This window comes from Methylobacterium sp. E-046, from assembly GCF_022829625.1.
GTDB classification, from domain to species: domain Bacteria; phylum Pseudomonadota; class Alphaproteobacteria; order Rhizobiales; family Beijerinckiaceae; genus Methylobacterium; species Methylobacterium longum.
On sequence record NZ_JAKSYP010000090.1, the window covers coordinates 1 to 22,941 of the forward strand.

The window sequence follows — 22,941 nt, forward strand, 5'->3', positions numbered from 1 at the left end:
ACCTGCTGAAAGCTCACGCCCAGCGCGTGACCCAGGGCGGTCTGGCTCAGCCCCTGTGCCTTGCGTAGGCTCGCCACAAGACCACCGATCGTGCGGTCCGCATCCGTCGTGAGCTTCGGACTGTTGGCCATCGTCATGTCGAGTGACGCTTCCTGCCGAGAAGGCTCGTCTCCCCCAGTGAGAGTCGCCGATCGTGATAACATGCGATTGTGCTGTGCACCACAGAACAATCCTAGGCTGCGTTCGCAACATAGCGGGATGACGGTGTCTCGACAATGCGCCTATGCGGAACGGTGCGCCCTCGCACCGTCGGTCGGTCTGGCGGGGAAGAACAAATATCGTCAGCGCGTTAGCTGTTCCGGATCGCTGATAACGTCCGGCGACAATGGTGTCGTCCTCACGATGTGTTGCGCGGCTGCACGCCCCAGATGACCGTCTGGATCCGCACATTCTTGTGCGGCGCCAGACCATGCGGCAGCATCGGATTGTCTCCCCCTTTCTGCCGGACGATGCTGGAACATGGCAGGCGCAGCAAGACGTGAAGAACCTGATCCTACATTGATCTTTAGAATACCCGCCAGAATGTTCAGTCCTCCGCCGAACAGAGGGCTGTGGATTCTGATTTGTGTCGACGATGCGAAGTACGGAGGGCCGTGTCGTCGACACGGTCAACCCTGGGCGCAACGGAGCGGAAGGGGAGGCTTGACGCGCCGCCTGTTCCGGTTCGTTCGCGGGCCAAGCCACGGCCTTTTTCGCCCGTCAGGATCCCGCGATCGCGGACGATCCGTCCGCAGGACCGGTCATTTCCAGCCAGAACGAAGCGCCGGGCGCGCGGGCATCGTTGGGATAGAGGAACGGTATGGCGGGGCGGGAGCCGCGGGCGGCGAAGATGCGCTGTACCCGGGCGCCCAGGTCCGCGTCCCTGCAGACGTAAGTGACCGGCAGGCTTACCCGGAACGGGGGCTGGCCGCACAACAGCATTGCCGCGAGCAGATACTGCTCGTTGTACAGCCGGTGGTTCCAGGCAACCGGGTAATCGTCCGGTATGAAGATGTCATGGATGTGCACCATCACACCGGGCCGGAGGCGCGGCAGCACTTCGAAGAAGAACACCGCCACATCGGAGTTGGTGAAGACGCGGTGCGATCCGTCGAAGAACAGGATATCGCCCGCCCGCAGCTCGTCGAAAACCTTCAGGTCGCAGGCTTCCAGCGGCTTGCGCACGATCGCGTCGCAGATCCGGTCGATATGGAGGCGCGGCATGGGGTCGATCGACGTAAGCCGCGTCGGCAGTTTGAGCGCCTCGACGGTGTAGCGCGTGAAACAGGTCGAGGTCCCGGAGCCGATCTCGAGGTAATGGGCCGGACGCTTCCAGGCGAGCATCGCCATGAGCGCGGCGGCATCGAGTGCCGTGAACCACGTATTGTTCCAGTGCGGCATGCACGGATCGTCGGCGCTGGCCGCGTGCGGAACCGCGTGGAGCAGATCGGCCTGGGCTTCCAGCACGTCGAGGAAGCTTTCGTAGGCCGCCGTCTGCTGCGCCAGAACGGCGCTGAGCCGCCCGTGCGGGAGGGTGCCGGGGCTCCAGCGTGCAGTGGGTACGATCGGATAGTAGTCGTGGACCGTATGGCTCCAGCGAAACGGCTCCGTGCTGGCGCGAAAGATGTCGACGCCGGCCCGTCGCCCGGCGCTACGCACCATATCCTTCAGCATGGCCCTCACTCCAAAGACGAGAAGCATGCCGAAATTACAACCGTAAGTCGAGTGATGAGGGGTACGTAAGCGCGGGGATCCCCGGTATCCACGATGAGCGGCACTGCCGCGCAACTCACTTTTCGGGGTGGCGGCGACGGGATGCCGGCGGGGCCGACGAACCCCGCGACGGGATGCACGCGCGGCCTTCACGTGCGGTCTGCCCGTGCGGTCTGCCCGTGCGACTTGGAGGACGCGATCAGGGGGAACGAAGCACTGATTGGACTGCTTCGGGAGCGATCCATCCCAACCCGTTGATCCGTGCGCAAACAAGCGAACGCGGTTGGTTCTGGTGCCTCGGACACCGCCAGCGCTTGCGCGAGACCGCTCACCAGACGCGGTGTCGCCGTCGGCAACGCGGCCACCGGGAGACCGGACATGTCATCCTGCCGGTGGATCGGCTGCGCGCCTGGCCCGAGATCCAACCGCCGATGCCATGGTCTGCCCCTGGCGGCGAAGTCGCCTCCTGCATCGGCGGCACTTGATCGTATTCTGATCGATCGCGGGTCACACGCCAAAGTTGTGACGGCGTCCCTCGCCGGGACGGTTCAGGACAGGCCTCGGCAGCCTTCCGAGGTGAGTCCTCGTCCCACGCGCGGACCGTGGCGAGGACCTGATTGTCCCGGCTTCGGAGTGATCGCATCGATCGCAACGCCGTCGCTTGAAACCCGTGTACCCTTCGATCTTGGCCGAACACGCCTGACGCGTTGTCGGCTTTTCACGGCGAGCGCGTGCGAGTTTGACTCTGTGAGGAACTTCGGAGGCAGCACGACGTGTCCCGCGCAGATTGAACGCCGGCAGGAGCACCCTTCCGAGCCAGAGCGAAGTCCGACGGTCGAGCGGGCGCACTCGCCTTCTGCCCGATGAATCCCTACGCGGCCGGCCGGGACCGGCTTCGCGTGCTCCCCTCAAGGGAGCAGCTTGCACAGCGCCTGCACGAGGTCGCGCGCGATGAACGGCTTCTCCAGCCGGGGACCGTGCTGCTCGGCGGCGGCGCCGGTCGCGCGCACGTCGCCCGTGGCGAACAGGTAGGGCACGCCGAGCGTGCGGAGCCTGTCGGCCACGGGGTGAGCCGTCTCACCATTGCCGAGGTTGACGTCGAGCACCGCGGCGTCGAGCTCGTGGTTCTCGATCAGGTCCAGAGCCTGAGTCATGCTCGGCACCGGTCCGACGACGTCAAATCCCGCTGCCTGCAACCATCGCTTCATCTCGACAGCGATGAGATACTCGTCCTCGACGACGAGGATGCGGCGGACGTTGGGCGGCGGTGCGGGCGCTGGCATTGTTCCTCCGGGCGCGTCCGGGATGCGGTAAGCTAACTCCGCCGGCACCGTGGATGGTATCGCCTGCCAGGGAAAGAAACCGCAGGACGTCGGAATCGTCGTCACCGACCACAGCGTCGGGCGCATACTCGCCGGCGGCGTCGTCCATGCATGCCACGTACGGCTCGATCGTCGTCGAGCGCCCTCCCGCCGTGGTCAGTTGCGAAGATCTAAACCCGCGGCGGTCGCGGTCGCCGCGGATGCTCGACGCCGGATCCCCGGTGCGTGAGCCTTCCCGACCGTCGCGCAGTCCATCACCCATGAGGCGGACGGGATTCTCCCTGGTCCGGTCTGCGAGCCCGTGCAGGTCCCGGACCGGCGCGACCCGGGATCCAACGACGATGCGGCGCCCGCCCCGCGGCGTCATCGCCGCCTGAGGTCACGGGCCGAACGAAGTCGAAAGGCTCCACGATGATGCGCGAAGCCACCGACCGCGCATCGTCGATGCCCCCGGCCAGCTCTGGAGCCGATCTCACCGGGGCCGGACCTTCGGATCCGCGCAGCGCGCCCGTCGGCGAATTGGCCCTGCAACCGTACGCGCCAGCGGCGCGTCTCAGTCGCCATGCCCCATCCGGGCAGCTTTCTAGGCTGTTTGCATCGTGAATTCCCATCGATCTGCGTAGTGCGACCGATCTTCGACGCGGCCGTTGAAGATACGAGGGAGACTTCTTCCGTCGTGATACAGACGATGTGGCGCGCGCTCGATCCGATCCGCAGATTGCTCAACCTTCGCTTCCCACGTCATGGAAGCGAGAAGGATGAGGCGTTCCGAAATGTGTCTATGTCGGTTCGCCGGTTGCTCCTACTCGGCGGGATCGGAATTCTCTGGGCGCTGATATTCAGCCTCGTCGCGTACTATCTTACAATTAAATTCAAGTCATACTGATCATGATGCGGGTTGATTGGATCCGCATACAAAATTTTTCCAACGCGTTGCGGCTACGAAATGACGCTTTTGTCGCGACTTGCTCAGCATCGTTTGGCGCAGCTTATCGTTGTAGCTTAGAAGCTCTTATTCGCGTTAAAGCAGTTGGCGCAAAACGGTGTGACCCATGGGATATGTGCTGATTGCGCTGCTCGGAGTTGCCTGCGGCGTGCTGCTGACGTGGTACCTGCTCGTCCCGATCGTGACGCTGGTTGCGGTGGCGGCGGGCGTCGCAGGCGCGTTGAGGGGGCAGCCGCTCGGTGAAGTCCTGTCGGACACCGTCGTGATGGTCTGCATCCTGGAGGCGAGTTGGATCGCGACGGTGTTCGTCGTGGCGCGCCGGACGCACCGGCGGGCGGGACGATCCCGCATCTCCGATCCGGCGCGACGCCCGAGCCATGAGCCTTCAGAACGCGAAGGATGAGGTCCGTCTGGTAAGTCCGATGCCGATCGAGGCGTGGATCCGGCCGGATCGGACCGGCTGCCGGACGTGCGCACCCATCCCGGCGAAGACGGCAGCGGCGACCGGCCTACCGCCCCGTCAGCGACGGTCCGCCCGATGAGCCGCCCGTGCCGGGCGGTCCGCCGGTCGGGGTGCCGCCGATATTCACGTCCGGCGTTGTGCCGGGTACCGACGAGTTGCTCGGGTTTGCCTCGTTGCCCCGGGTGATCGGGCTGGGGCCGAGATCGCGGGCGCCTTGGCCGACGCCGCCGGTTCCGGGCGGCGGAGCCACGCCGGTGTTGCCCGCGCCTCCCGTGACCACCTGAGCGGCAGCCGGGCCGGCCAGGAGCAGTCCCACGATGCCGCTGAGCGCCAGTTTGGTCCGGGTCATCGCATTGTCCATGTCAAAGCTGTGGCCTCGTAACGGTCGAGGCACCGCGAAGTTCAAGGGGGCTTGGCGCCGACCTAGGCTCGCCGCTGCGATGACGGAGCCTGCAATTTTCCGTCGCGCGCGACATGCGGCCGTACCGCTTCGGTCCCTCGCGGGATTCTCGTACGCGATGCGCCCCCCCCGACACCGCCCGGCGAGAACAGTGAGGTCCGGTTCTGGTCGCAAATATAGAATTCACGCCGCTTTTTATGATGCCTTTATCAGTTGTCAGGAACTGAATGTCGGCACGTGATTTATGCATCCGATGAAATCGGGCGATCACGGATGGATCCTATGATCAGGCAGGCCGACCGAGATCGGCAGTGGCTGGCTCGCACTCTGCTCGTCACCTCCGTCGTCTCCGTGCTTCTCTCCTCGACAGAAAACGCCCGGGCATTCGAGTCCCACAGCATCGACGCGCAGGATGATCCGGCTCCTCTGAAACGCGAAGCACCGGTCTTCACGTACAGACAGTTCACGTCGAGACTTCCGCCGCTTCCATCTGCATTTCCGGATACGGCTTCAACCGAACCATCGCTCGACGTCGGATCCGCGGAGGCCGTGCTGCCTGTTTCGGACGATCTGCCAAGCCGGCGGCTGGCCGGCCTGATGGGACGCTTCGGCCGAGGGGTCGATGCGATCTCGGCGCGGGACGGCATATCCGCGGGCCGGGCGGGGCAGACGCAATCAACGGCGCACGAGCCGGAGACGACGGCCACGGTGGCGGATCTGCGCGCCGCGCCACCACGAGAGGCACCCGTCGCGACCAACCGGTTGATCGGAACTGGTCGGGCCAGCTGGTACCAACATCCCGGCCGGACCGCGAATGGCGAGACATACGATCCGAACCGGCTGACCGCGGCCCATCACAGCTTGCCGTTCGGAACCAAGATCAAGGTCGTCAACAAGCGCAACGGCAGGTCGGTGGTCGTCCGCATCACCGACCGGACGAATGAGCGCACGAAGGCTCGGCGCAGCTACGCGATCGATCTGTCGCGGGCCAGCGCTCGCCAACTCGGGATTGCCGGGATCGGATTGGTCGCCCTGTACACGGTGGATTGATGCGGCTGGATGTGCGGGCAGCCGGAACCGGTATGCGTCCGGCCTGTCGCGGCTGAACCGGACCTTCCGAGCGCGATTCTGCGGTCGCTCACGGGAGCCGACGACGATCCCGCTGGGGCGAGCACCTGCTGCCGGGGCACCACATCCCGGATCGTCGCCCCCCGCGACATCCGTGTCCCGCCAGAAACGACAAAGGCCGCGGATGCGCGGCCTTTGTCGTTCGTATGGTTGGAAAAACTGGAGCGGGCGAAGGGATTCGAACCCTCGACCCCAACCTTGGCAAGGTTGTGCTCTACCCCTGAGCTACACCCGCTCACTAGTGCCGCGCCGCCCGGACTTTCGTGCCGGCGGCCCCCGGCGGCGCTCTCTAAACACCATTCCGCCGGGCGTTGCAAGCGTCTCTTTCGCCCGTCGCGACGTTTCACCAATTCGGATCCGAGGGGCGGCCGAGACGGACCTCATCCAGCCGGGCGCGCGTCCCGCGGGTGGTTCCCTCCGGCAAGGCGTCGGCCGGGAAGAACGCGCACGCGGCGATTTCCCGGTCCGGCTGCTTGGGCTTGGGGATCGTGAAGCTTGAGACCACGAACAGCGCGACGTGGTCGCGCGGTGCGGCGACGACGTTCCGGTAGAGCCCTTGGAGGCGCAGCGGCCCCTGAGGGACGATACCCGTCTCCTCGCGGAACTCGCGGACCATGGCGTCGTGCGCGGTCTCGCCCCGCTCGACGCCGCCTCCGGGCAGGTGCCAGCCGCCGACATAGGTGTGGCGCACCAGCGCCACGCGACCCTGCGGATCGATGGCGATGCCGCGCACGCCGAGCGTCATGCCCCGGGACGCGAGCGCCCCGAGGTGGAACAGGCGCCGAAACAGCGGCCGGTCGAGAAGCATGCCGATGCGCGCCGGATCAGGCGACGTCGAGGGTGATCGCCCCGAGCCCCGCGATTTCCGCCACCATGCGCTGGCCGCGCTCGACAGGGCCGACGCCGGACGGGGTCCCGGTGAAGATCAGGTCGCCGGGTTGCAGCGCGAAGTAGCCCGACAGGTAGGCGATCTGCTCGGCCACCGACCAGATCATGTCGGCGAGGTCGCCTTTCTGGCGCGTCTCGCCGTCGACCGAGAGCGTGATCGAACCCCGGGCCGGGTGCCCCACCAGGGAGGCCGGATGCAGCGCACCGATCGGTCCCGAGCCGTCGGCGGCCTTCGCGGTGTCCCAGGGCCGCGACATCTTCTTGGCCTCGTCCTGAACATCGCGGCGGGTCATGTCGAGCCCGACCGCGTAGCCGTAGACGTGGTCGAGGGCGCCCTCGACCGGGATGTCGCTGCCGCCGCCCGCGAGGGCTGCCACCATCTCGACCTCGAAGTGGTAATTCCGGGTCTTGGGCGGATAGGCGTGGGGTGTCGGCTCCGCGCCGACCATCTGGAGCGCGTCGGCGGGTTTCATGAAGAAGAACGGGGGATCACGATCCGGATCCGCGCCCATCTCGCGGGCGTGGGCGGCGTAGTTCCGGCCGACGCAGTAGACGCGGCGGACGGGAAAGAAATCGCTGCTGCCGACGATCGGGAGCGCGATGCGGGGCGGGTTCTGGATGACGGAGAGCATCTCTGCCTCTGCGGTGGATCGTCCGACGGGCCGGGCGGGGGGTCCCCCGGCCTCTACGAGACCGTTGTAAGGTGCGCGTCGCCCCGCGCCATCCCGGCGCTTGCCACCGTCGCGCTCTGGCCTACAAAATTTTACCGATGACCCCGATCCCGGCTTCACTCGACACCCTGCTCGCCGCCCTCCGCGACAGCCTCGGCCCACGGCATGTGGTGACCGACCCGGCCGACATGGCCCCCTACCTCGTGGAGAGCCGGAAGTTGTACACGGGCGCCGCGCTCGCCGTGCTGCGACCGGGGACCACCGAAGAGGTCGGCTTCGCGGTCCGCGCCTGCACGCAGGCCGGGATCGCAATCGTCCCCCTTGGCGGCAATACCGGCCTCACCGGAGCCGGGGTGCCGCAGGGCGGCATGGTCCTGTCCCTGGAGAGGATGACCCGGCTGCGCTCGGTCGACCCCGTGGACGCCACGATCACGGTCGAGGCCGGGATGATTCTCCAGGAGGTGCAGGCGGCGGCCGATGCGGCCGGGATGCTGTTCCCCCTCTCCTACGCGTCGCGCGGCTCGGCGCGGATCGGCGGCGGCATCAGCACCAACGCAGGCGGCATCGCCGTCCTGGCCTACGGCAATGCCCGCGACCTCGTCCTCGGGCTCGAAGTGGTCCTGGCGGATGGACGGGTCTGGAACGGGCTCAAGGCACTGCGCAAGGACAATGCCGGCTACGACCTGAAGCAGCTCTTTATCGGGTCCGAGGGCACGCTGGGCATCGTGACGGCGGCGGTGCTGAAGCTGTTTCCGAAGACCCGATCCAGTGCCGTCGCCTTCGTCGGCCTGGATTCGGCCCGGGCCGCCCTCGCTCTGTTCGTGTTCCTCCGGACCCGCCTGGACCGGGACCTGACGGCCTTCGAGTACCTGCCGCCCTTCGCCCTGGACATCGTGCTGCGACACGTTCCCGGCACGGTCCGTCCGCTGGCCGAGGCTCACAGCGCCTACGCGCTGATCGAGGTCGCGTCGGCGAGGCCGGACGCGGACGCGCGCGCCGCCCTGGAGGCGGCCCTGGGCCAAGCGATCGAGGAGGGGCTGATCGCCGATGCCGCGCTCGGCGCGAGCGGCGCGCAGGACGACGCGCTCTGGCGCCTGCGCGAGGGCGTTCCAGAGGCGCAGACGCGGGAGGGCGCCTCGATCAAGCACGACGTCTCGGTGCCGCTGTCGCGCCTGCCCGATTTCCTCGAACGGGCCGGGGCCGCCTGCGTGGCGGCGATGCCCGGTCTCCGGCCCTGCGGCTTCGGGCATTTCGGGGACGGCAACATCCACTTCAACCTGACGCAGCCCGAAGACATGCCAGCCGCGGAGTTCCTGGCGCAGTGGGGCCGGTTCAACCGCATCGTCCACGACATCGTCCACGCCCTCGGCGGCTCGATCGCGGCCGAGCACGGCGTCGGGCTGATCAAGCGCGACGAACTCGTGCGCTACGGCGATCCCGTCGGGCTCGACCTCATGCGCCGGCTCAAGGCGGCCCTCGACCCGAAGGCGCTGTTGAATCCCGGCAAGGTGCTCGGCCCGACCGCGGGCGAGACCCCACCACCGGCCTAACGGAATTTGTGCGGCGCGCCATAATTCGGCGCGCTGACGGGTGCACGACAGCCACGCGCAGCCGCGTTCCGCGACGGCTGCGCCGAGCGTTAAGCGTCTGCTAACGCTTCGAACCGACCCTTATCGGTGACGGCGGAGGCGAGTTCGTCAGCGTCAGGCATGGCATTTGCTGTGAGACCTTCCTATCTCGCAGATGCGAGATATAACGACGACCCGTCCACGACAGACTGTTTCTGATCCTCTGGAGACCGACGGAATGCCTACCTCACAGGCCCGCGTGCAGACCACGGAAGCGAGCCGCTACCTGCAGCAGCTCTGCCGCCACTGGAGCCACAAGTTCAAGGTCGAGGCGACCCCGATGCACGGCACCGTGCCGTTCGGCGAGGACCGCGTCTGCACGTTCGACGCCGAGCCGGACGCGCTGGTGATGCGCATCGACAGCACCGATCCGGTCAACCTCACCCGGCTCGAGAACGTGGTCTCCGACCACTTGGCCCGCTTCGCCTTCCGCGAAAGCCTGGGCGATATCCGCTGGTCCCGCGCCGCTTAGGCGGCAGCACCTTCGGACGGCGGGCTGGCGGCCCGCGCCATGACGGCGGACCCGCTCGGCACCAGGCCGAGGGGGCAGTCCACGTGAAGGCCCCGTCGCAGGGCCCACGATCCTGGCTTATCCCTTGCAGACGTTGCGAGCCGTACCGCACGGTACGGAGTTCGCAGACGCGATTGGGATGGACCGATGAAGCGACGCACCCTGCTGCGCGGTGCCGGGGCCCTGGTGGCTGGAACCCTGGCGCGCCCCGCCCTGGTCCGGGCTGCCTCCGCGACGACGCTGCGCTTCGTGCCGTACGCCGACTTGGCCCTGCTCGACCCGATTATCACCACGAACTACGTCACGCGCACGCACGCGCTGATGGTGTTCGACACGCTCTACAGCCTCGACGCCGCGTACCGGGCGCAGCCGCAGATGGTGGCCGGCCACGAGGTCACCGCGGACGGCCTCACCTGGCGCCTGACGCTCCGCGACGGCCTGCGCTTCCACGACGGCACGCCGGTCCTCGCCCGCGACGTGGTGGCGAGCCTCCGTCGATGGTCCCAACGGGACGCGTTTGGCGGTGCCCTGTTCGCGACCGTGGACGCGTTGTCCGCGCCTTCCGACGCTGTCGTGGAATTCCGTTTGAAACAGCCCTTCCCGCTCCTGCCGGATGCGCTGGCAAAACCGACCTCCTACATCCCGGTGATCATGCCCGAGCGGCTGAGCGCGACGCCGGCCACGCAGGCGGTGCCCGAGATCGTGGGCAGCGGGCCGTACCGCTACGTCCCCGACGAGCGAGTACCGGGCTCGCTGAACGTCTACCGCCGGTTCGAGGCCTACCGCCCACGCGAGGGCGGCACCGCGAGCTTCACGGCGGGACCGCGGATCGCGCATTTCGATCGCGTGGAGTGGCGCACGATCCCGGACGGCGCCACGGCCGCGGGCGCCCTGCGCTCGGGCGAGATCGACTGGTGGGAGCAGCCCTTGGTGGACCTCGTGCCCGATCTGATGGGGCAGCGGGCGGTGCGCGTCGAGCTGGTGGAGACCGCGGGACTGATCGGGCAGATCCGCCTGAATCACACGCTGCCCCCCTTCGACAACCCGGCGATCAGCCACGCGCTGCTCTCCGCCATCGATCAGGGCGAGATGATGGAAGCGGTCGCCGGCAGCGATCCTGCCATCCGGCGGGGCCCGGCGGGTGTCTTCACCCCAGGCGGACCCATGGCCTCCGAGGCCGGCATGGGTGTGTTCGCCGGCGCGCGTGACCTCTCCTCGGCCAAACAGGCCCTGGCTGCGGCGGGCTACAAGGGCGAGCGAGTCGTCCTGCTCTCGGGCACCGACGTGCCGCGGATCAACGCGATCTGCGAAGTCATGGCCGATCTCTGCCGGAAGCTCGAGATGAACATCGATGTGGTGGCCACCGATTGGGGGACGGTCAACCAGCGGATCCTCAGCCCGAAGCCGCTGGACCAGGGCGGCTGGTCGATGTTCGGGATCTTCTCAGGCGGCCTCGACCACCTCTCCCCGGCCTACCATCTGGTGACGCGCGGCAACGGCCGTGCCGGCGTGCCGAGCTGGCTGACCGATGCGCCGCTGGAGGATTTGCGCACCGCGTGGTTCGCGGCGCCCGACCTCGCGTCCCAGAAGGCTTTGGCCGCGCAGATCCAGGCGCGCGCCCTGCAGGTGGGCGCCTACATCCCATGCGGCCAGTATTTCCAGCCGACGGCGTACCGACGCGACCTCGACGGCATGCTGACCGGCCTGCCGCTGTTCTGGAATCTCCGCCGTTCGGCGTGATCGGTCCCGCTCGGATCAGCCCACGCTCATCAGGCTGGCATTGCCCCCGGCGGCGGCGGTGTTGATCGTGGTCGAGACCTCCTCGACGAGGCCTATCGCGGCGTAGCAGTCGCCGCCAGCCAGCGCCTCCGGCGTGCGGCCCTGTACCGGCAGGATCGCGCCGGGACGGGCCGCGACCAGCCGGTTCACGGCCATCAGGCCGGCCGCGTCGCCCTCGTACAGGACCGCGTTCACGTCGGAGACATCGCCGAGCGTCGCAGTCCGATCGACGAGGGTCCCGAGCGCGTCGGGGATGTCCCGGAGGATCGGCCAGCTCCGGTCCGGCGCGACGACCAAAGCGCGGTTGCCGCTGCCGATAATCGCTCCGAGTTGCAGGAGCAGCCCGGTCTCGGTGCTGGCGATGGCCACGACGCGGCCGCGGGGCCGCAACGCGTAGGCGTTACGCTCCCCGACCGGGCCCCGCAGGGTGGTCACCGCGAAGCCGGGATATGAGACCGCCGCGAGATGTTCGGCAACACGGCTGCGCCCGGTCGCCTGCAACCAATCCAGGTACGGGCGGATCGCTGCACCGTCCGCCGCCAGCGCGCCGCAAGCCCCAACCGGCGGTCGCCGGACGAGCCGCGAGAGGTAGAGGGGCCCGCCGGCCTTCGGCCCCGTGCCCGACAGGCCGGATCCGCCGAACGGCTGGACCCCGACCACCGCGCCGATCACGTTGCGATTCACGTATCGGTTGCCGGCCCGAACGCGAGCGAGGACCCGGGCGATCGTCTCGTCGATCCGGCTATGCAACCCGAAGGTCAGCCCGAAGCCGGTATCGTCGATCTCCGCCAGGATCCGGTCCAAGTCGGCGCGATCGTAGCGCAGGACGTGCAGCACCGGGCCGAACACTTCCGCCTCGACGTCGGCGACGCGGTCGATCTCGATGAGGGTCGGCCTCACGAACGTGCCGCCTCCGTTCCTCGATGACAGGCTCAGCTCGTGAACGGCAAAACCGCGGGCGCGCATCGCTGCGATGTGACGGGTGATCCGATCGGCCGCCTCGGCTGTGATGATGGGCCCGACATCCACGGAGAGCCGGCGCGGATCGCCGCATTCGAGTTCGCTCAGGGCGCCTTTCAGCATCGTCAGGGTCCGATCGGCGATCTCATCCTGCAGGCACAGGATGCGCAGGGCCGAGCAGCGCTGGCCGGCGGAATCGAACGCCGAGGCGATCACATCGGCCACCACCTGTTCGGGCAGCGCCGAGGAGTCGACGATCATGGCGTTCTGTCCGCCGGTCTCCGCGATGAGGGGGATGGGTTCGGCGTGGCGGTTCAGGCGCTCGGCCAGCTGGCGCTGGATCCCCTTGGCCACCGCCGTGGAGCCGGTGAACATCACGGCCTGGACGCGCGCGTCGTCGACCAGGGCGCGTCCGACCGAACCGGGTCCAGGCAGGAGATGGAGGACGTCCGCCGGGACGCCCGCCGCATGGAGGATGCGGACCGCCTCGGCGGCGACGAGGGGCGTTTCCTCGGCCGGCTTGGCGACGACCGGGTTGCCTGCGACCAGGGCGGCTGCGACCTGTCCGACGAAGATCGCCAGCGGGAAGTTCCAGGGGGAGATGCAGGCGACGGGCCCAACCGGATCGGGGCCGCCGTCGAGCGTCCGTTCGGCTTCGGCGGCGTAGTAGCGCAGGAAGTCGACGGCCTCGCGGATCTCGGCGACCGCGGCGGCGTAGGACTTCCCGGCCTCGCGGACGATCAGCCCGATCAGCACCGGCATCCGCGCCTCGAAGGCGTCGGCGGCGCGGCGCAGGCCGGAGGCCCGCCGGACCGGCGGAGTTGCAGCCCAGGCCGGGGTCATGCCGGCGGCCAGCGCCAGGGCCCGCTCAATCTCGGCCGACGCCGACGATCGCCAGAGCCCCACCAGATCCCGATGATCGGCCGGGTTGCGGACAGGGGTGCCGGCAGAGCCCGCGTCGCACCCGGACGGCACGGACCGCCACACGGTCCGCCCGCTCACCGCCAGCCCCTCCGCCAAGCGGGCGAGTGCCGCCTCGTCGGCGAGGTCGAGGCCGGCCGCGTTGGCGCGCGCAGTCCCGTACAGCGCGCGCGGCGGTGCGATCCGCTCGTGCGGGGCACCCGGATGCTCGGACGCCTCCACGCGGGCGACGGGATCGGCGATCAGCGCCTCGACCGCGACGGCCTCGTCGGCGACGCGGTTCACGAAGGAGCTGTTGGCCCCGTTCTCCAGCAACCGCCGAACGAGGTAGGCGAGGAGGGTCTCGTGCGTGCCCACCGGCGCGTAGATGCGGCACGGCCGCCCCATCGTCTCACCGGAGACCACGGCCTCGTAGAGCGGCTCGCCCATCCCGTGGAGGCATTGGAACTCGTACTGGCCGGGCCGGAAATCGGGGCCTGCCATCTCCACGATGCTGGCGAGCGTCTGGGCGTTGTGCGTGGCGAATTGCGGGAACACGGCGTCGGGGGCCGCGAGGAGCTTGCGGGCGCAGGCGAGGTACGACAGGTCGGTGTGCACCTTGCGGGTGAAGACCGGGAAATCCGCCAGCCCATCCACCTGCGCGCGCTTGATCTCGCTGTCCCAGTAGGCACCCTTGACCAAGCGCACCATCAGCCGGCGACGGCTGCGCCGGGCGAGGTCGATCAGCACGTCGATCACGAAGGGGCAACGCTTTCCGTACGCCTGCACGACGAAGCCGAGGCCGTCCCAGCCGGCCAAGTCCGGGTCGAACGCGAGCATCTCCAGGATGTCGAGCGACAGGTCGAGCCGATCGGCTTCCTCGGCGTCGATGTTGAGGCCGATGCCGGAGCGCCTCGCCGGGGCGGCGAGGTCCCGCACCCGAGGAGGAAGTTCCGCCAGGATGCGGGCGCGTTGCGACCGGGCGTAGCGGGGATGGAGCGCCGACAGCTTGATCGAGATTCCGGGTCCGCGGAGTGCGCCGCGCCCGGCCGAAGCCACCCCGATCGCCCGGATCGCATCCGCGTAGGCGCGCCGGTAGCGCTCGGCATCCGCCGCGGTCACCGCCGCCTCGCCGAGCATGTCGTACGAGTAGGTGAAGCCCTTGGCCTCCAGCCGTGCGGCGTGTCGCAGGGCCTCCGCGATCGTCCGCCCCGCCACGAACTGCTCGCCCATCATCCGCATGGCGAGATCGACGCCGCCGCGGATCACCGGCTCGCCGCCGCGGGCGATCAGCCGGGTGAGCGCGGCCGACAATCCAGCCTCGTCCCGGGTCGCCGTCAGCCTGCCGGTGACGACCAGGCCCCAGGTCGCCGCGTTGACGAAGGGGGACGGGCTGTGACCGAGATGGGCGCGCCAATCGCCACCCGCGATCTTGTCGCGGATCAGCGCGTCCCGCGTCGCGGCGTCGGGGATGCGCAGCAGCGCCTCGGCGAGGCACATCAGCGCCACGCCCTCCTGGCTTGAGAGGGTGTATTCGTGGATCACGCCCTCGACGCCGCCGCGCGGCCGGCGTCGCCGCAGAGTCTCGATGAGTTGCCGCGCGTGGCCGGCGACGCGCTCCGCGCCCGCGGTGGTCAGCCGCGCGAGGTCGAGGAGCGCAGCGACGCAGTCCGGCTCGGCGCGGCGGCAGGCCGCGACGACGGCGGCACGCAGGGGCGGCAGGTCGGTCAGCGCGGCCGAGAAGGCAGCGAACGGATCGGTCGCATCGTCGCGGGCGCGGGATGCATGCATGGATCGCTCCCCCAAAACGGGACAACGTTCAGCCCGCCGTCTCGGCTGCAGGATACGCTGTCGGTGACGGCGATTCGGCCGGCTGCCGCAGCCGTTCCGGAACCACCCTCGCAGCGGCGCGCGTTTCCACCCGGCGCGGTCTGGCCGCCGGGATCACCGCCGGATCGGCGCGAGCCCGGACGGCCGGCGCCCGATAGGGCTTCGACGCGTCCACGCCCGATACCCGGGCGGCCGAAGCCTCGCGCGGCACGCGTTGACACCCGCGCCACCGGTGCCAGAACCCCCGGATGACCGCGATCCTGATCTACGGCGCCACCGGCTATACCGGGCAGCTTCTGGCCGCTCATGCCGTCGGACAGGGCCTGACCCCAATCCTGGCCGGGCGCGATCCGGACACGCTGCGGCCCCTCGCGGCCCGGCTCGGCCTGGAGATGCGGGTCGCGCGGCTCGACGATGGCGCAGGCCTGCGCGCCGCGTTCACCGGGGTGGCGGTGGTGATCCACGCGGCCGGCCCCTTCTCGAAGACGGCGCGGCCGATGGCGGACGCCTGCCTGGCCGCGGGCGTGCATTACGTCGACATCACCGGCGAGATCTCCGTGCTGGAGGCCCTGGCGAGGCAGGATGCGGCGGCGAAGGCGGCCGGCATCGTCCTCCTGCCCGCGGCCGGCTTCGACGTGGTGCCGAGCGACTGCCTCGCCGCCCACGTCGCCGGGCGGCTGCCCGGCGCGACGCACCTGCGCATCTCCATCGGGGGATTCGGCGGATTCAGCCGCGGTACGGCGCGCACCATGGTGGAGGGCATCGCCTGGGGCACGCGGGTGCGCCGGGACGGACGCATCGTCGAATTGCCGAGTCCGCCCCGCGCGACCGCCGATTTCGGCACCGGCCCGCGACGCACCGTGGGCCTCGGCTGGGGGGACGTGTCGAGCGCGTGGTACTCGACGCGCGTCCCCAACATCGAGGTCTACTTCGAGGCCTTCCCCGCCATGGCGGCCGCCGCAGGCCTGCCGGCCGGCCTCCGAAGGATCATCGCCGGCGGAACCGCCCAGCGCCTGATCAACCGGGGCATCGACCGGCTGCCCGCCGGCCCGTCCGCGGCCGCGCGAGAGAGGGCGCGCAGCACCTTCCTGGCGGAAGCCTGGGACGGCGCCGGCCGCCGGGTGGCGAGCCGCATGGTGACTGCCGAGGGTTACACGCTGACGGTCTGGACGGCCCTCGAGACCGCCCGGCGCGTCGCCGCGGGGGACGTGGTCCCGGGCTTCCACACTCCGGTCACCGCCTTCGGCCCGGACTTCATCCTGGGCTTCCCGCACGTGGCGCGGACGGATCTGTGAGGGGTGCGTCCGCTGTCGTAATCCCGGCGCCGCGCGGCCGAGGCTGGCATTCGAGCCCGCCGCCCGCGCCCCGGAGACGGAGCACGCGCGGGGAAGGGCGCCGCGGGCCGATCACACGGTGGCGCCGATCTGCCAGGGGGCGAATTCCGAGGAGCCGAAATCGAACTGCTCGCTCTTCGTCCGCTCCCCGCCCGCGACCTGCAGAATCCGCGCGAAGATCCGCCGTCCGGCCTCCTCGACAGTCTCCTCGCCGTCGAGGATCGTGCCGCAATTGATATCCATGTCCTCATCAAGCCGTCGATACATCGCCGAGTTGGTGGCGATCTTGATCGACGGGGTCGGCTTGCAGCCGAACACGCTGCCGCGGCCCGTGGTGAAGCAGACGAGGTTCGCGCCGCCGGCCACCTGCCCGGTCGCCGAGACCGGATCGTAGCCGGGCGTGTCCATGAAGACGAAGCCCTTGGCGGTGACGGGATCGGCGTAGCGCAGCACGTCCACGAGGTTGGTGCTGCCGGCCTTTGCCATGGCGCCGAGCGACTTCTCCAGGATCGTGGTCAGGCCGCCGGCCTTGTTGCCCGGCGACGGGTTGGCGTCGATCTCGGAGCCTTCCTTCCGGGTGTACTCCTCCCACCAGTGCATCAGGTCGACGAGCTTCTGGCCGACAGCCGGACTCACGGCCCGGCGGGTGAACAGGTGCTCGGCGCCGTAGGTCTCGGTGGTCTCCGACAGGATGACGGTACCGCCGTTCTGCACGACGAGGTCGCTGGCGATCCCCAGCGCCGGGTTGGCCGAAACGCCCGAGTAGCCGTCGGAGCCGCCGCACTGCAGGGCGACGATCAGCTCGCTCGCGGGCACCGGTTCCCGATGGACGACATTGGCCTCGTCCAGGATGCCCTTCACGAACTCGATCCCGGCCTCCACGGTCTTGCGCGTCCCGCCGAGGCTCTGGATGTTCATGCTCCGGATCCGGTCCGCCAGCCCCTGCTCCTGCAGGAAGGCGCCGATCTGGTTCACCTCGCAGCCGAGCCCGATCATGACGATGTGCGAGAAGTTCACGTGTCGGGCGTAGCCCGCGAGCGTCCGGCGCAGCAGCCGGAGGGGCTCACCCATGGCCATGCCGCAACCCGTCTTGTGGGTCAGCGCCACCACGCCGTCGACGTTCGGATAGGCGGCGAGCGGGTCGAGACCAAGAATCGGATGGCGCCGGAACGCGTCGGCGATCAGGTCGGCGACGTGCGCGCTGCAATTCACCGATGTGAGGATGCCGACGTAGTTGCGCGTCGCGACCCGCCCGTCGGGACGGCGAATGCCCTGAAACGTCGCTGCCGGCGTGACGAGTCGGGTCGGCCGCGCGTCGATCCCGAAGGCGTAGTCGCGCGCGAATTCGCCCATGCCGAGATTGTGGACGTGGACGTGCTGCCCGGCGCCGATATCGTGCTTGGCGAAGCCGATGATCTGGCCGTACTTGGTTACCGGCTCGCCGCTGCGGTGCGGACGCACCGCGACCTTGTGGCCGGCCGGGATCCGCTCGGCCGCCATCACGCCGGCCCTCACCGGCGTGCCGGGCTCGATGGCGCCGCGGGCCACGACGACGCCGTCTTCGGGCCGCAGGGCGATGACGGGGTAGCTAGACATCGAGTTCTCCTTGCGATCCGTGAGCGCGGTGCCGCTCGCGATCCGAACGATGACGGCGCCGGGGCTTGGAACCGGGCGGCCTCCGCTCAGGTGCGGTAGCTGTCGCCATCGAGCCCGTGCGGCCGGCCCGCTGCCAGCAGCGTCTCCCACACGGGCTCGGGCAGCGGTACGCCCTCGGCGAGGCGCTCCGCCCGCATGCGGCGCTCCGGCTCGCCGGGCAGCAGAACCTCGGCGCCCGGCATCGGCCGGGCACCCTTGAAGAACTCGAGGTAGGTCCGCGCCTCCGCCGCCAGGACGTCCTCGGTGCCGAGGGCCTCCGGCCGCACGTAGACCGACAGCATGCCGTTGCAGATTCGCCGCTGGCCGGGGCCGGCCGTGCCGGAGCCGGTGAGTGCACCGGCCAGAAGCTCGCACATCAGCGCGAGACCCGAGCCCTTGTGCTCGCCGAAGGCCCGGATCGCGCCCGTACCGCGCTGATTGTCGCGTTCCACGCCCTCGAGCGGGCCGAACAGGGTCGCCGGATCCGCGCTGAGCCGGCCATCGGGCTCGATCAACGCACCCTCCGGCAGGGGCTTGCCGCCCCGGGACGCCACCAGCACCTTGCCCTCGGCCACCGCCGAGGTCGCGAAGTCGAGGATGATCGGCTCCGCGCCGGGCACCGGGAAACCGGCGGCGAACGGCGCGGTGGAGAAGCGGCGCTCGACGGAGCCGAACGGTGCCACGAGCAGACTGCCCGCCACGTTGACGAAGTGAACCGAAACGAGGCCGGCTGCCGCCGCACGTTCGGCCCATTCGCCGATGCGGCCGAGATGCCCGGCATGCCGGAGCGCCACGACGGCCACGCCGTTCTCTTTCGCCTTGGCGATGCCGAGATCCGTCGCGAAGGGGCCGGCGGTCTGTCCGAAGCCGTACTGCGCGTCGAGGAGCGCGAAGGACGGCGCATCGGTGACGATTTCGGGCGTGCGTCCCGCCTCGACCTCGCCGGTACGCAGCCACTCCACGTAGCGGGTGACCCGGACGACCCCGTGACTATCGTGACCGGTGAGGTTGGCGGCCACGAGGAAACGGCCGATCCGCTCGGCCTCCGCCTCGTCGCACCCCTCCCGCATGAAGATATCCCGCACATAGTCGGACAGCCGGTCGGCTGAGATCCGCATTCCGCGTCCTCCCTGGGCCGCGCCTCGCCGGGCGCGTGCGACCCAAGCCTAGCGCCCCGGGCGTCGGTGCGCGAGGACCGGGGGTGACGCCCGGCGGAAGCTGTCGTCTCTGGGCCGGTCCGGCGATCACGCGACGGATCCGTCCGGAGCCGGCGGGTTCCCGTAGGGGTAGAAGTCGGCGGCCCGCATATGGGCGTACGGCAATCGATCGAGCCGCGTGGTGCCCAGGAACGGCTCCGGCGGTTCGACCAGCAGGATGGTGCGCGCGTAGCCGCTATCGTCGAAGCCGCGGCGGAAATGCACCCGCGACTTGATCGCCACCACGTCGTAATCGGCCGGGTCGAGGCCGAGACCCCACAACTCGGCGGGCTCGACCACCTGGGCGAGCTGCGGGCTGAGCACCAGAACGTTACCCGCCGCCAGCCGGACGCTGACCCAGTGGCCACCGCTGCCGCCGCTTCCCGCCACGCCGGGGGCCGGCGCCGCGACCACGCGCAGCACGGTGCCGGTGACCCGGATGGCGTCCCCGGCGGACGGGTCGGCGCCGCCCCCGACCGCCGCGTCGAAGGGGTCGTCGGGTCCGGCGCCGCGGGCGACGAGGGCCGCGATCGTCTCCGCCGACGCGATGGTCGCCACGAGGCAGCGACCGAGCCCTTGCGCCAGGATTTCGCGCAGCAGCCACGTGGCCTGCCCGGACCGGTCGCTGTGATCGGCCAGGACGATCGGGGTCGCGCCATCGGCGACCGCCTCCCGGGCCAGCCGCACCCCGTCCGCGATGGTGTGGATCTCGGCCGCGGCCACCAAGGCCTTGCGGTTGCGCCACGCGAAGGCGGCGATGTCCTGCGCCGCCCGGGCGGCGAGGCCCGGATCGCCATTCGTCGTCGTCTGGACGGTCATGCCGCCGTCCGGTGCGTCACCCCATGGGAAACCGAAGAAGACGTTGACGAACAGGTCCGGCTCGCGGGCCTCCCACACGAGCGCCCGCTGAACGAGGTCGGACCACGGCGGTGCGCCGGTCCATTGCGCGACGGTGGGTGAGAGGATCGGGACCTTGAGAGTCCGATGCGCCGGCCGGTAGTCGCCGCGCACGGCCCGGATCAGCATGCGGGCGGCTCGCTGTCCCTGAAGATGGCCGTCGTAGTGAGGGAAGTACTTCACCGCGAAGGACATGTCGGCGTGATCGAGGAAGGCGGCATCCTCGTTGCCGTGGAGGTCGAAGGTCGCGGCGATCACCGCCTGCTGGCCGACGGCTTCGCGGACCTGCCGGGCGAGGTCGGCCTCCGGGCGGGGCACGCCGCGCACGGCCATCGCGCCGTGAAGCGCCATGTAGACGCCGTCGACGGACCCCTGCTCCCGCAACTCCGCCAGCATGGCGTGGACGAAGTGTGCGTAGGCGTCCGCGGTGATCCAGCCCGAGGCGGTGCCGGTGCGCGGCCAGAGCGGAGACGCAATGCCCACGAGCTCGACGCCCCGATGCTCGCCCGCCACCTGCACGAATCCGCCCATATAGCCCTTCGGGTCGGTCGCGAGGAGATCCGGCCCGGAGGCCGGCGAGCCCGGATAGGTGAAGTCCTCGCGGGTCGTGTCGTTGGGCAGGAACGTCACGGTCTCGTGCGTGAACTGGAGCACGGCAAGGCGCATCGGCGGAACCCTCCTCTGGATTCTCGAACGGGCAATCAGGAGATCTCGCGCACCAGCTTGGCGATCAGGGCACGTCCGAAGGCCTCGAAGCTCGCCGCACTCATCACGAAGGCACCCGCCCCGCCGATCACCACGGTCCGGTAGTACGCTGCCAGTCCCCCTGCCGGGTTGGTGTGGTCTCTCAGGAAGCCCGGCATACCCTCGGGATCGGTGAGGATGACGATGCCGTTGATCGTGGCGCCCGCCGCCACCGCGGCCTCGCGGGCCGCAGCGATCGGACCGCCCGCGTTGCCGGTGCCGTCACCGGAGATGTCGATGACCCGGCGATCCCCCTGGAACGGCGCCCGCGCCAGCAGGGCCGTGGCGAAGCCGATGGCCGAACCGATGGCCGTGCGGCCGTAGAACGGACGCGGTGCGGCGGCCAGTCTGGCCGCGAACACGCCCGCGTCCACCCCGTTGGCGATGACCATCCAGTCGACCGCGATCCGCTGCTCCCCGGGACTGGCCCAATCGAACAGCGCGACGCCGATGCGCCCCTGCGGACCTTCCGCGATGGCACGCAGGACGCGCGGATCGCTGAACGCCTCGGCGTAGCCCCGGCGTTCGAGATCGAAGCGGGCCTCGGTGATGCTCAGGGACACGTCGGCCGCGAGAACCAGCAGGACGTCGACGGTCGGATCGGCGGCCCGCGCACGCCGGCCGGTCGGCGACAGGGCGGCGAGCATCCCGGAGACGAGCCCGGACAGGAGATGGCGCCGCCGCATGACCGGCCCTCGCTGAGGTTCGTCCCCGCGGGACGCGGGACGGCCGAGGATGCAACGAGCCGGCGCTCCCTGAAGTTCGGCCCGCAGGCGGCGCGTGCATCCGGCCGATCGGCCTCGCGCCCCTGGATTTCGGAAGGTTCCACGCGAGGCGCTCAGGACGGTGCCGCTTTCAGCCCCATCCAGCCGCGGCGGAGCGGCCCTAACTGCCCGGCCGATGGCGCAGCGAGCGCCGCTTCTTCACGAGCCCCAACCCATGCGGATTGTTCATCGAGTCGGACGTGCCGTCGAGCGTGCCGTCGTCACAGGCGTCGTTGGCGGCGCCGCGTTGGTCAGCGGCGCGATCGACGCGGCCATCGCGCTCGTCGGCCGTGCGTCCGAGCGCCTGGACGCGCGGCTGGCGGAGCTGGCCCGCGAATCGAACGCGCGCCGCGAGACGGAGGGCCGCCGGCCGATCGACCCGATCACCCTCACGTAGCCCGAATGGCCGGGAAACCGGACGCTAGAGTCCCGGTCCCTTGGCCGCTCCGAAGATGCGCCCGGGCCGGCCGTCAGCCGTGCCCTGGAGCAGCACGACCCAGCTATCCGCATCGCCGGTCTCCGTCTGGATCCCGGGCACGTCGAAGCGCAGGGCCTGTCCGGTCCAGGTCCCCAGGCGCTGCATGCCGCGCACCACGTTGACGTAGGTCGCCGTCCGTCCGCCATTCTCACCGGCCTGGATCGCGATCGACCGGCTGCGCAGGATCGGGATCAGCCAGACGTCGCCGCGCAGATCGCCCCGGGCCTCCGGCATCGCCCCGATCTCGACCAGGATCCGGTCGCCCCGCCGTTCGCTGCGCACGGGAACCGGCAGGCCGCCGTGCTGCGCAGCCTCTCGGAGGAGGCGATCGAGGGCGGACTTGTCCGACCCCACCGCGAAGCCGCTGCCGTCGACCACGATCTGCGGGGTGAAGACCTGGCGGGCACCGCGGCCGCGCGCGTAGGCGCGCTGACGGTCGGTGAGCGGGCGCGACGCCAGGGTGTCCTTCCAGCCGAGATAATCCCAGTAGGTCACCGGCAGGGTCAGGGCGATCACTCCGGGCTGCCGGGCGAGCTCCCGCAGCACCGGCTCGGCGGTGCGGCAGGCGCCGCATCCCTGGCTGGTGAACAATTCCACGACGGCGCGAACCGGTTCGGCCCGTGCCGCCGAACCGGTCAGGAAGCTCCAGAGCAGCAAGGCTGCGCAGAGCGCGCGGCGTTCCCGGAATCGGGCGTGGTGCCGGGGCGTCATCGCG

At 69.8% G+C, this 22,941-nt stretch carries 18 protein-coding genes and 1 tRNA gene; 7 read left to right on the forward strand and 12 right to left on the reverse strand.

Annotated features, from left to right (window positions below):
* Positions 1–759: 759 nt before the first annotated feature.
* Both MKK82_RS07300 and MKK82_RS07305 read right to left on the reverse strand, forming a co-directional pair.
* The gene (locus tag MKK82_RS07300; protein ID WP_238285311.1) at positions 760–1,713 is read right to left on the reverse strand and encodes a class I SAM-dependent methyltransferase; all 954 of its coding nucleotides are present in this window, start codon (positions 1,711–1,713) and stop codon (positions 760–762) included.
* A gap of 947 nt (positions 1,714–2,660) precedes the next feature.
* On the reverse strand, positions 2,661–3,161 hold the full coding sequence (locus MKK82_RS07305) for a response regulator (protein WP_308445411.1): 501 nt from the start codon (positions 3,159–3,161) through the stop codon (positions 2,661–2,663).
* Between the two features lie 965 nt (positions 3,162–4,126).
* Between MKK82_RS07305 and MKK82_RS07310 the strand changes: the two genes are divergently transcribed.
* Positions 4,127–4,423, forward strand: coding sequence for a hypothetical protein (locus MKK82_RS07310; RefSeq protein WP_238285310.1), 297 nt, complete (start codon positions 4,127–4,129; stop codon positions 4,421–4,423).
* A gap of 106 nt (positions 4,424–4,529) precedes the next feature.
* On the opposite strand, the gene MKK82_RS07315 is transcribed toward MKK82_RS07310, so the two are convergent.
* A complete protein-coding gene (locus MKK82_RS07315) occupies positions 4,530–4,832 on the reverse strand; it encodes a hypothetical protein (protein ID WP_238285309.1) in 303 nt (100 codons plus the stop codon).
* Positions 4,833–5,165: 333 nt separating this feature from the next.
* Here MKK82_RS07315 and MKK82_RS07320 point away from each other — a divergent pair, with 333 nt between their 5' ends.
* Complete coding sequence (locus MKK82_RS07320; RefSeq protein WP_238285308.1) at positions 5,166–5,933, forward strand: septal ring lytic transglycosylase RlpA family protein; 768 nt, start codon at positions 5,166–5,168, stop codon at positions 5,931–5,933.
* A 238-nt stretch (positions 5,934–6,171) separates the two neighbouring features.
* Here MKK82_RS07320 and MKK82_RS07325 read toward each other — a convergent pair.
* From MKK82_RS07325 to MKK82_RS07335, 3 genes are all read right to left on the reverse strand, one after another.
* Positions 6,172–6,246 (reverse strand) — tRNA-Gly (locus MKK82_RS07325).
* A 108-nt stretch (positions 6,247–6,354) separates the two neighbouring features.
* Positions 6,355–6,819 carry an NUDIX domain-containing protein gene (locus MKK82_RS07330; protein WP_243985175.1) on the reverse strand — a complete coding sequence of 155 codons (465 nt, stop codon included), beginning with the start codon at positions 6,817–6,819 and terminating at the stop codon, positions 6,355–6,357.
* A gap of 16 nt (positions 6,820–6,835) precedes the next feature.
* Positions 6,836–7,531 (reverse strand): fumarylacetoacetate hydrolase family protein, encoded by a 696-nt coding sequence (locus MKK82_RS07335; protein ID WP_238285306.1) that lies wholly within the window; start codon positions 7,529–7,531, stop codon positions 6,836–6,838.
* A gap of 137 nt (positions 7,532–7,668) precedes the next feature.
* Between MKK82_RS07335 and MKK82_RS07340 the strand changes: the two genes are divergently transcribed.
* The 3 genes from MKK82_RS07340 to MKK82_RS07350 all read left to right on the forward strand — a co-directional run bounded on the left by MKK82_RS07340 (position 7,669) and on the right by MKK82_RS07350 (position 11,449).
* Positions 7,669–9,120 (forward strand): FAD-binding oxidoreductase, encoded by a 1,452-nt coding sequence (locus MKK82_RS07340; protein ID WP_238285304.1) that lies wholly within the window; start codon positions 7,669–7,671, stop codon positions 9,118–9,120.
* A gap of 256 nt (positions 9,121–9,376) precedes the next feature.
* Positions 9,377–9,670 (forward strand): DUF2218 domain-containing protein, encoded by a 294-nt coding sequence (locus MKK82_RS07345; protein ID WP_238285302.1) that lies wholly within the window; start codon positions 9,377–9,379, stop codon positions 9,668–9,670.
* Positions 9,671–9,856: 186 nt separating this feature from the next.
* Positions 9,857–11,449, forward strand: a complete 1,593-nt coding sequence (locus MKK82_RS07350) for an ABC transporter substrate-binding protein (protein WP_243985177.1) — start codon at positions 9,857–9,859, stop codon at positions 11,447–11,449.
* A gap of 15 nt (positions 11,450–11,464) precedes the next feature.
* Here the strand turns inward: MKK82_RS07350 and putA are convergent, their stop codons facing one another.
* The gene (gene putA, locus MKK82_RS07355) at positions 11,465–15,139 is read right to left on the reverse strand and encodes a trifunctional transcriptional regulator/proline dehydrogenase/L-glutamate gamma-semialdehyde dehydrogenase (protein WP_238285299.1); all 3,675 of its coding nucleotides are present in this window, start codon (positions 15,137–15,139) and stop codon (positions 11,465–11,467) included.
* A gap of 287 nt (positions 15,140–15,426) precedes the next feature.
* On the opposite strand from putA, the gene MKK82_RS07360 reads away from it, so the two are divergent.
* The gene (locus MKK82_RS07360; protein ID WP_238285297.1) at positions 15,427–16,473 is read left to right on the forward strand and encodes a saccharopine dehydrogenase family protein; all 1,047 of its coding nucleotides are present in this window, start codon (positions 15,427–15,429) and stop codon (positions 16,471–16,473) included.
* A gap of 111 nt (positions 16,474–16,584) precedes the next feature.
* On the opposite strand, the gene MKK82_RS07365 is transcribed toward MKK82_RS07360, so the two are convergent.
* The 4 genes from MKK82_RS07365 to MKK82_RS07380 all read right to left on the reverse strand — a co-directional run bounded on the left by MKK82_RS07365 (position 16,585) and on the right by MKK82_RS07380 (position 21,670).
* Entirely contained in the window at positions 16,585–18,108 is a 1,524-nt protein-coding gene (locus MKK82_RS07365) for a UxaA family hydrolase (RefSeq protein ID WP_243985179.1), read from the reverse strand.
* 86 nt (positions 18,109–18,194) lie between these two features.
* A complete protein-coding gene (locus tag MKK82_RS07370) occupies positions 18,195–19,265 on the reverse strand; it encodes a malate/lactate/ureidoglycolate dehydrogenase (RefSeq protein WP_238285294.1) in 1,071 nt (356 codons plus the stop codon).
* A 126-nt stretch (positions 19,266–19,391) separates the two neighbouring features.
* A complete protein-coding gene (locus MKK82_RS07375; RefSeq protein ID WP_243985181.1) occupies positions 19,392–20,906 on the reverse strand; it encodes a M81 family metallopeptidase in 1,515 nt (504 codons plus the stop codon).
* 35 nt (positions 20,907–20,941) lie between these two features.
* Entirely contained in the window at positions 20,942–21,670 is a 729-nt protein-coding gene (locus MKK82_RS07380; RefSeq protein ID WP_238285292.1) for a DUF1194 domain-containing protein, read from the reverse strand.
* Positions 21,671–21,923: 253 nt separating this feature from the next.
* On the opposite strand from MKK82_RS07380, the gene MKK82_RS07385 reads away from it, so the two are divergent.
* Positions 21,924–22,145, forward strand: coding sequence for a hypothetical protein (locus MKK82_RS07385; RefSeq protein ID WP_238285288.1), 222 nt, complete (start codon positions 21,924–21,926; stop codon positions 22,143–22,145).
* Between the two features lie 24 nt (positions 22,146–22,169).
* On the opposite strand, the gene MKK82_RS07390 is transcribed toward MKK82_RS07385, so the two are convergent.
* Positions 22,170–22,937 carry a DUF1223 domain-containing protein gene (locus MKK82_RS07390; RefSeq protein ID WP_238285287.1) on the reverse strand — a complete coding sequence of 256 codons (768 nt, stop codon included), beginning with the start codon at positions 22,935–22,937 and terminating at the stop codon, positions 22,170–22,172.
* Between the last annotated feature and the right edge of the window lie 4 nt (positions 22,938–22,941).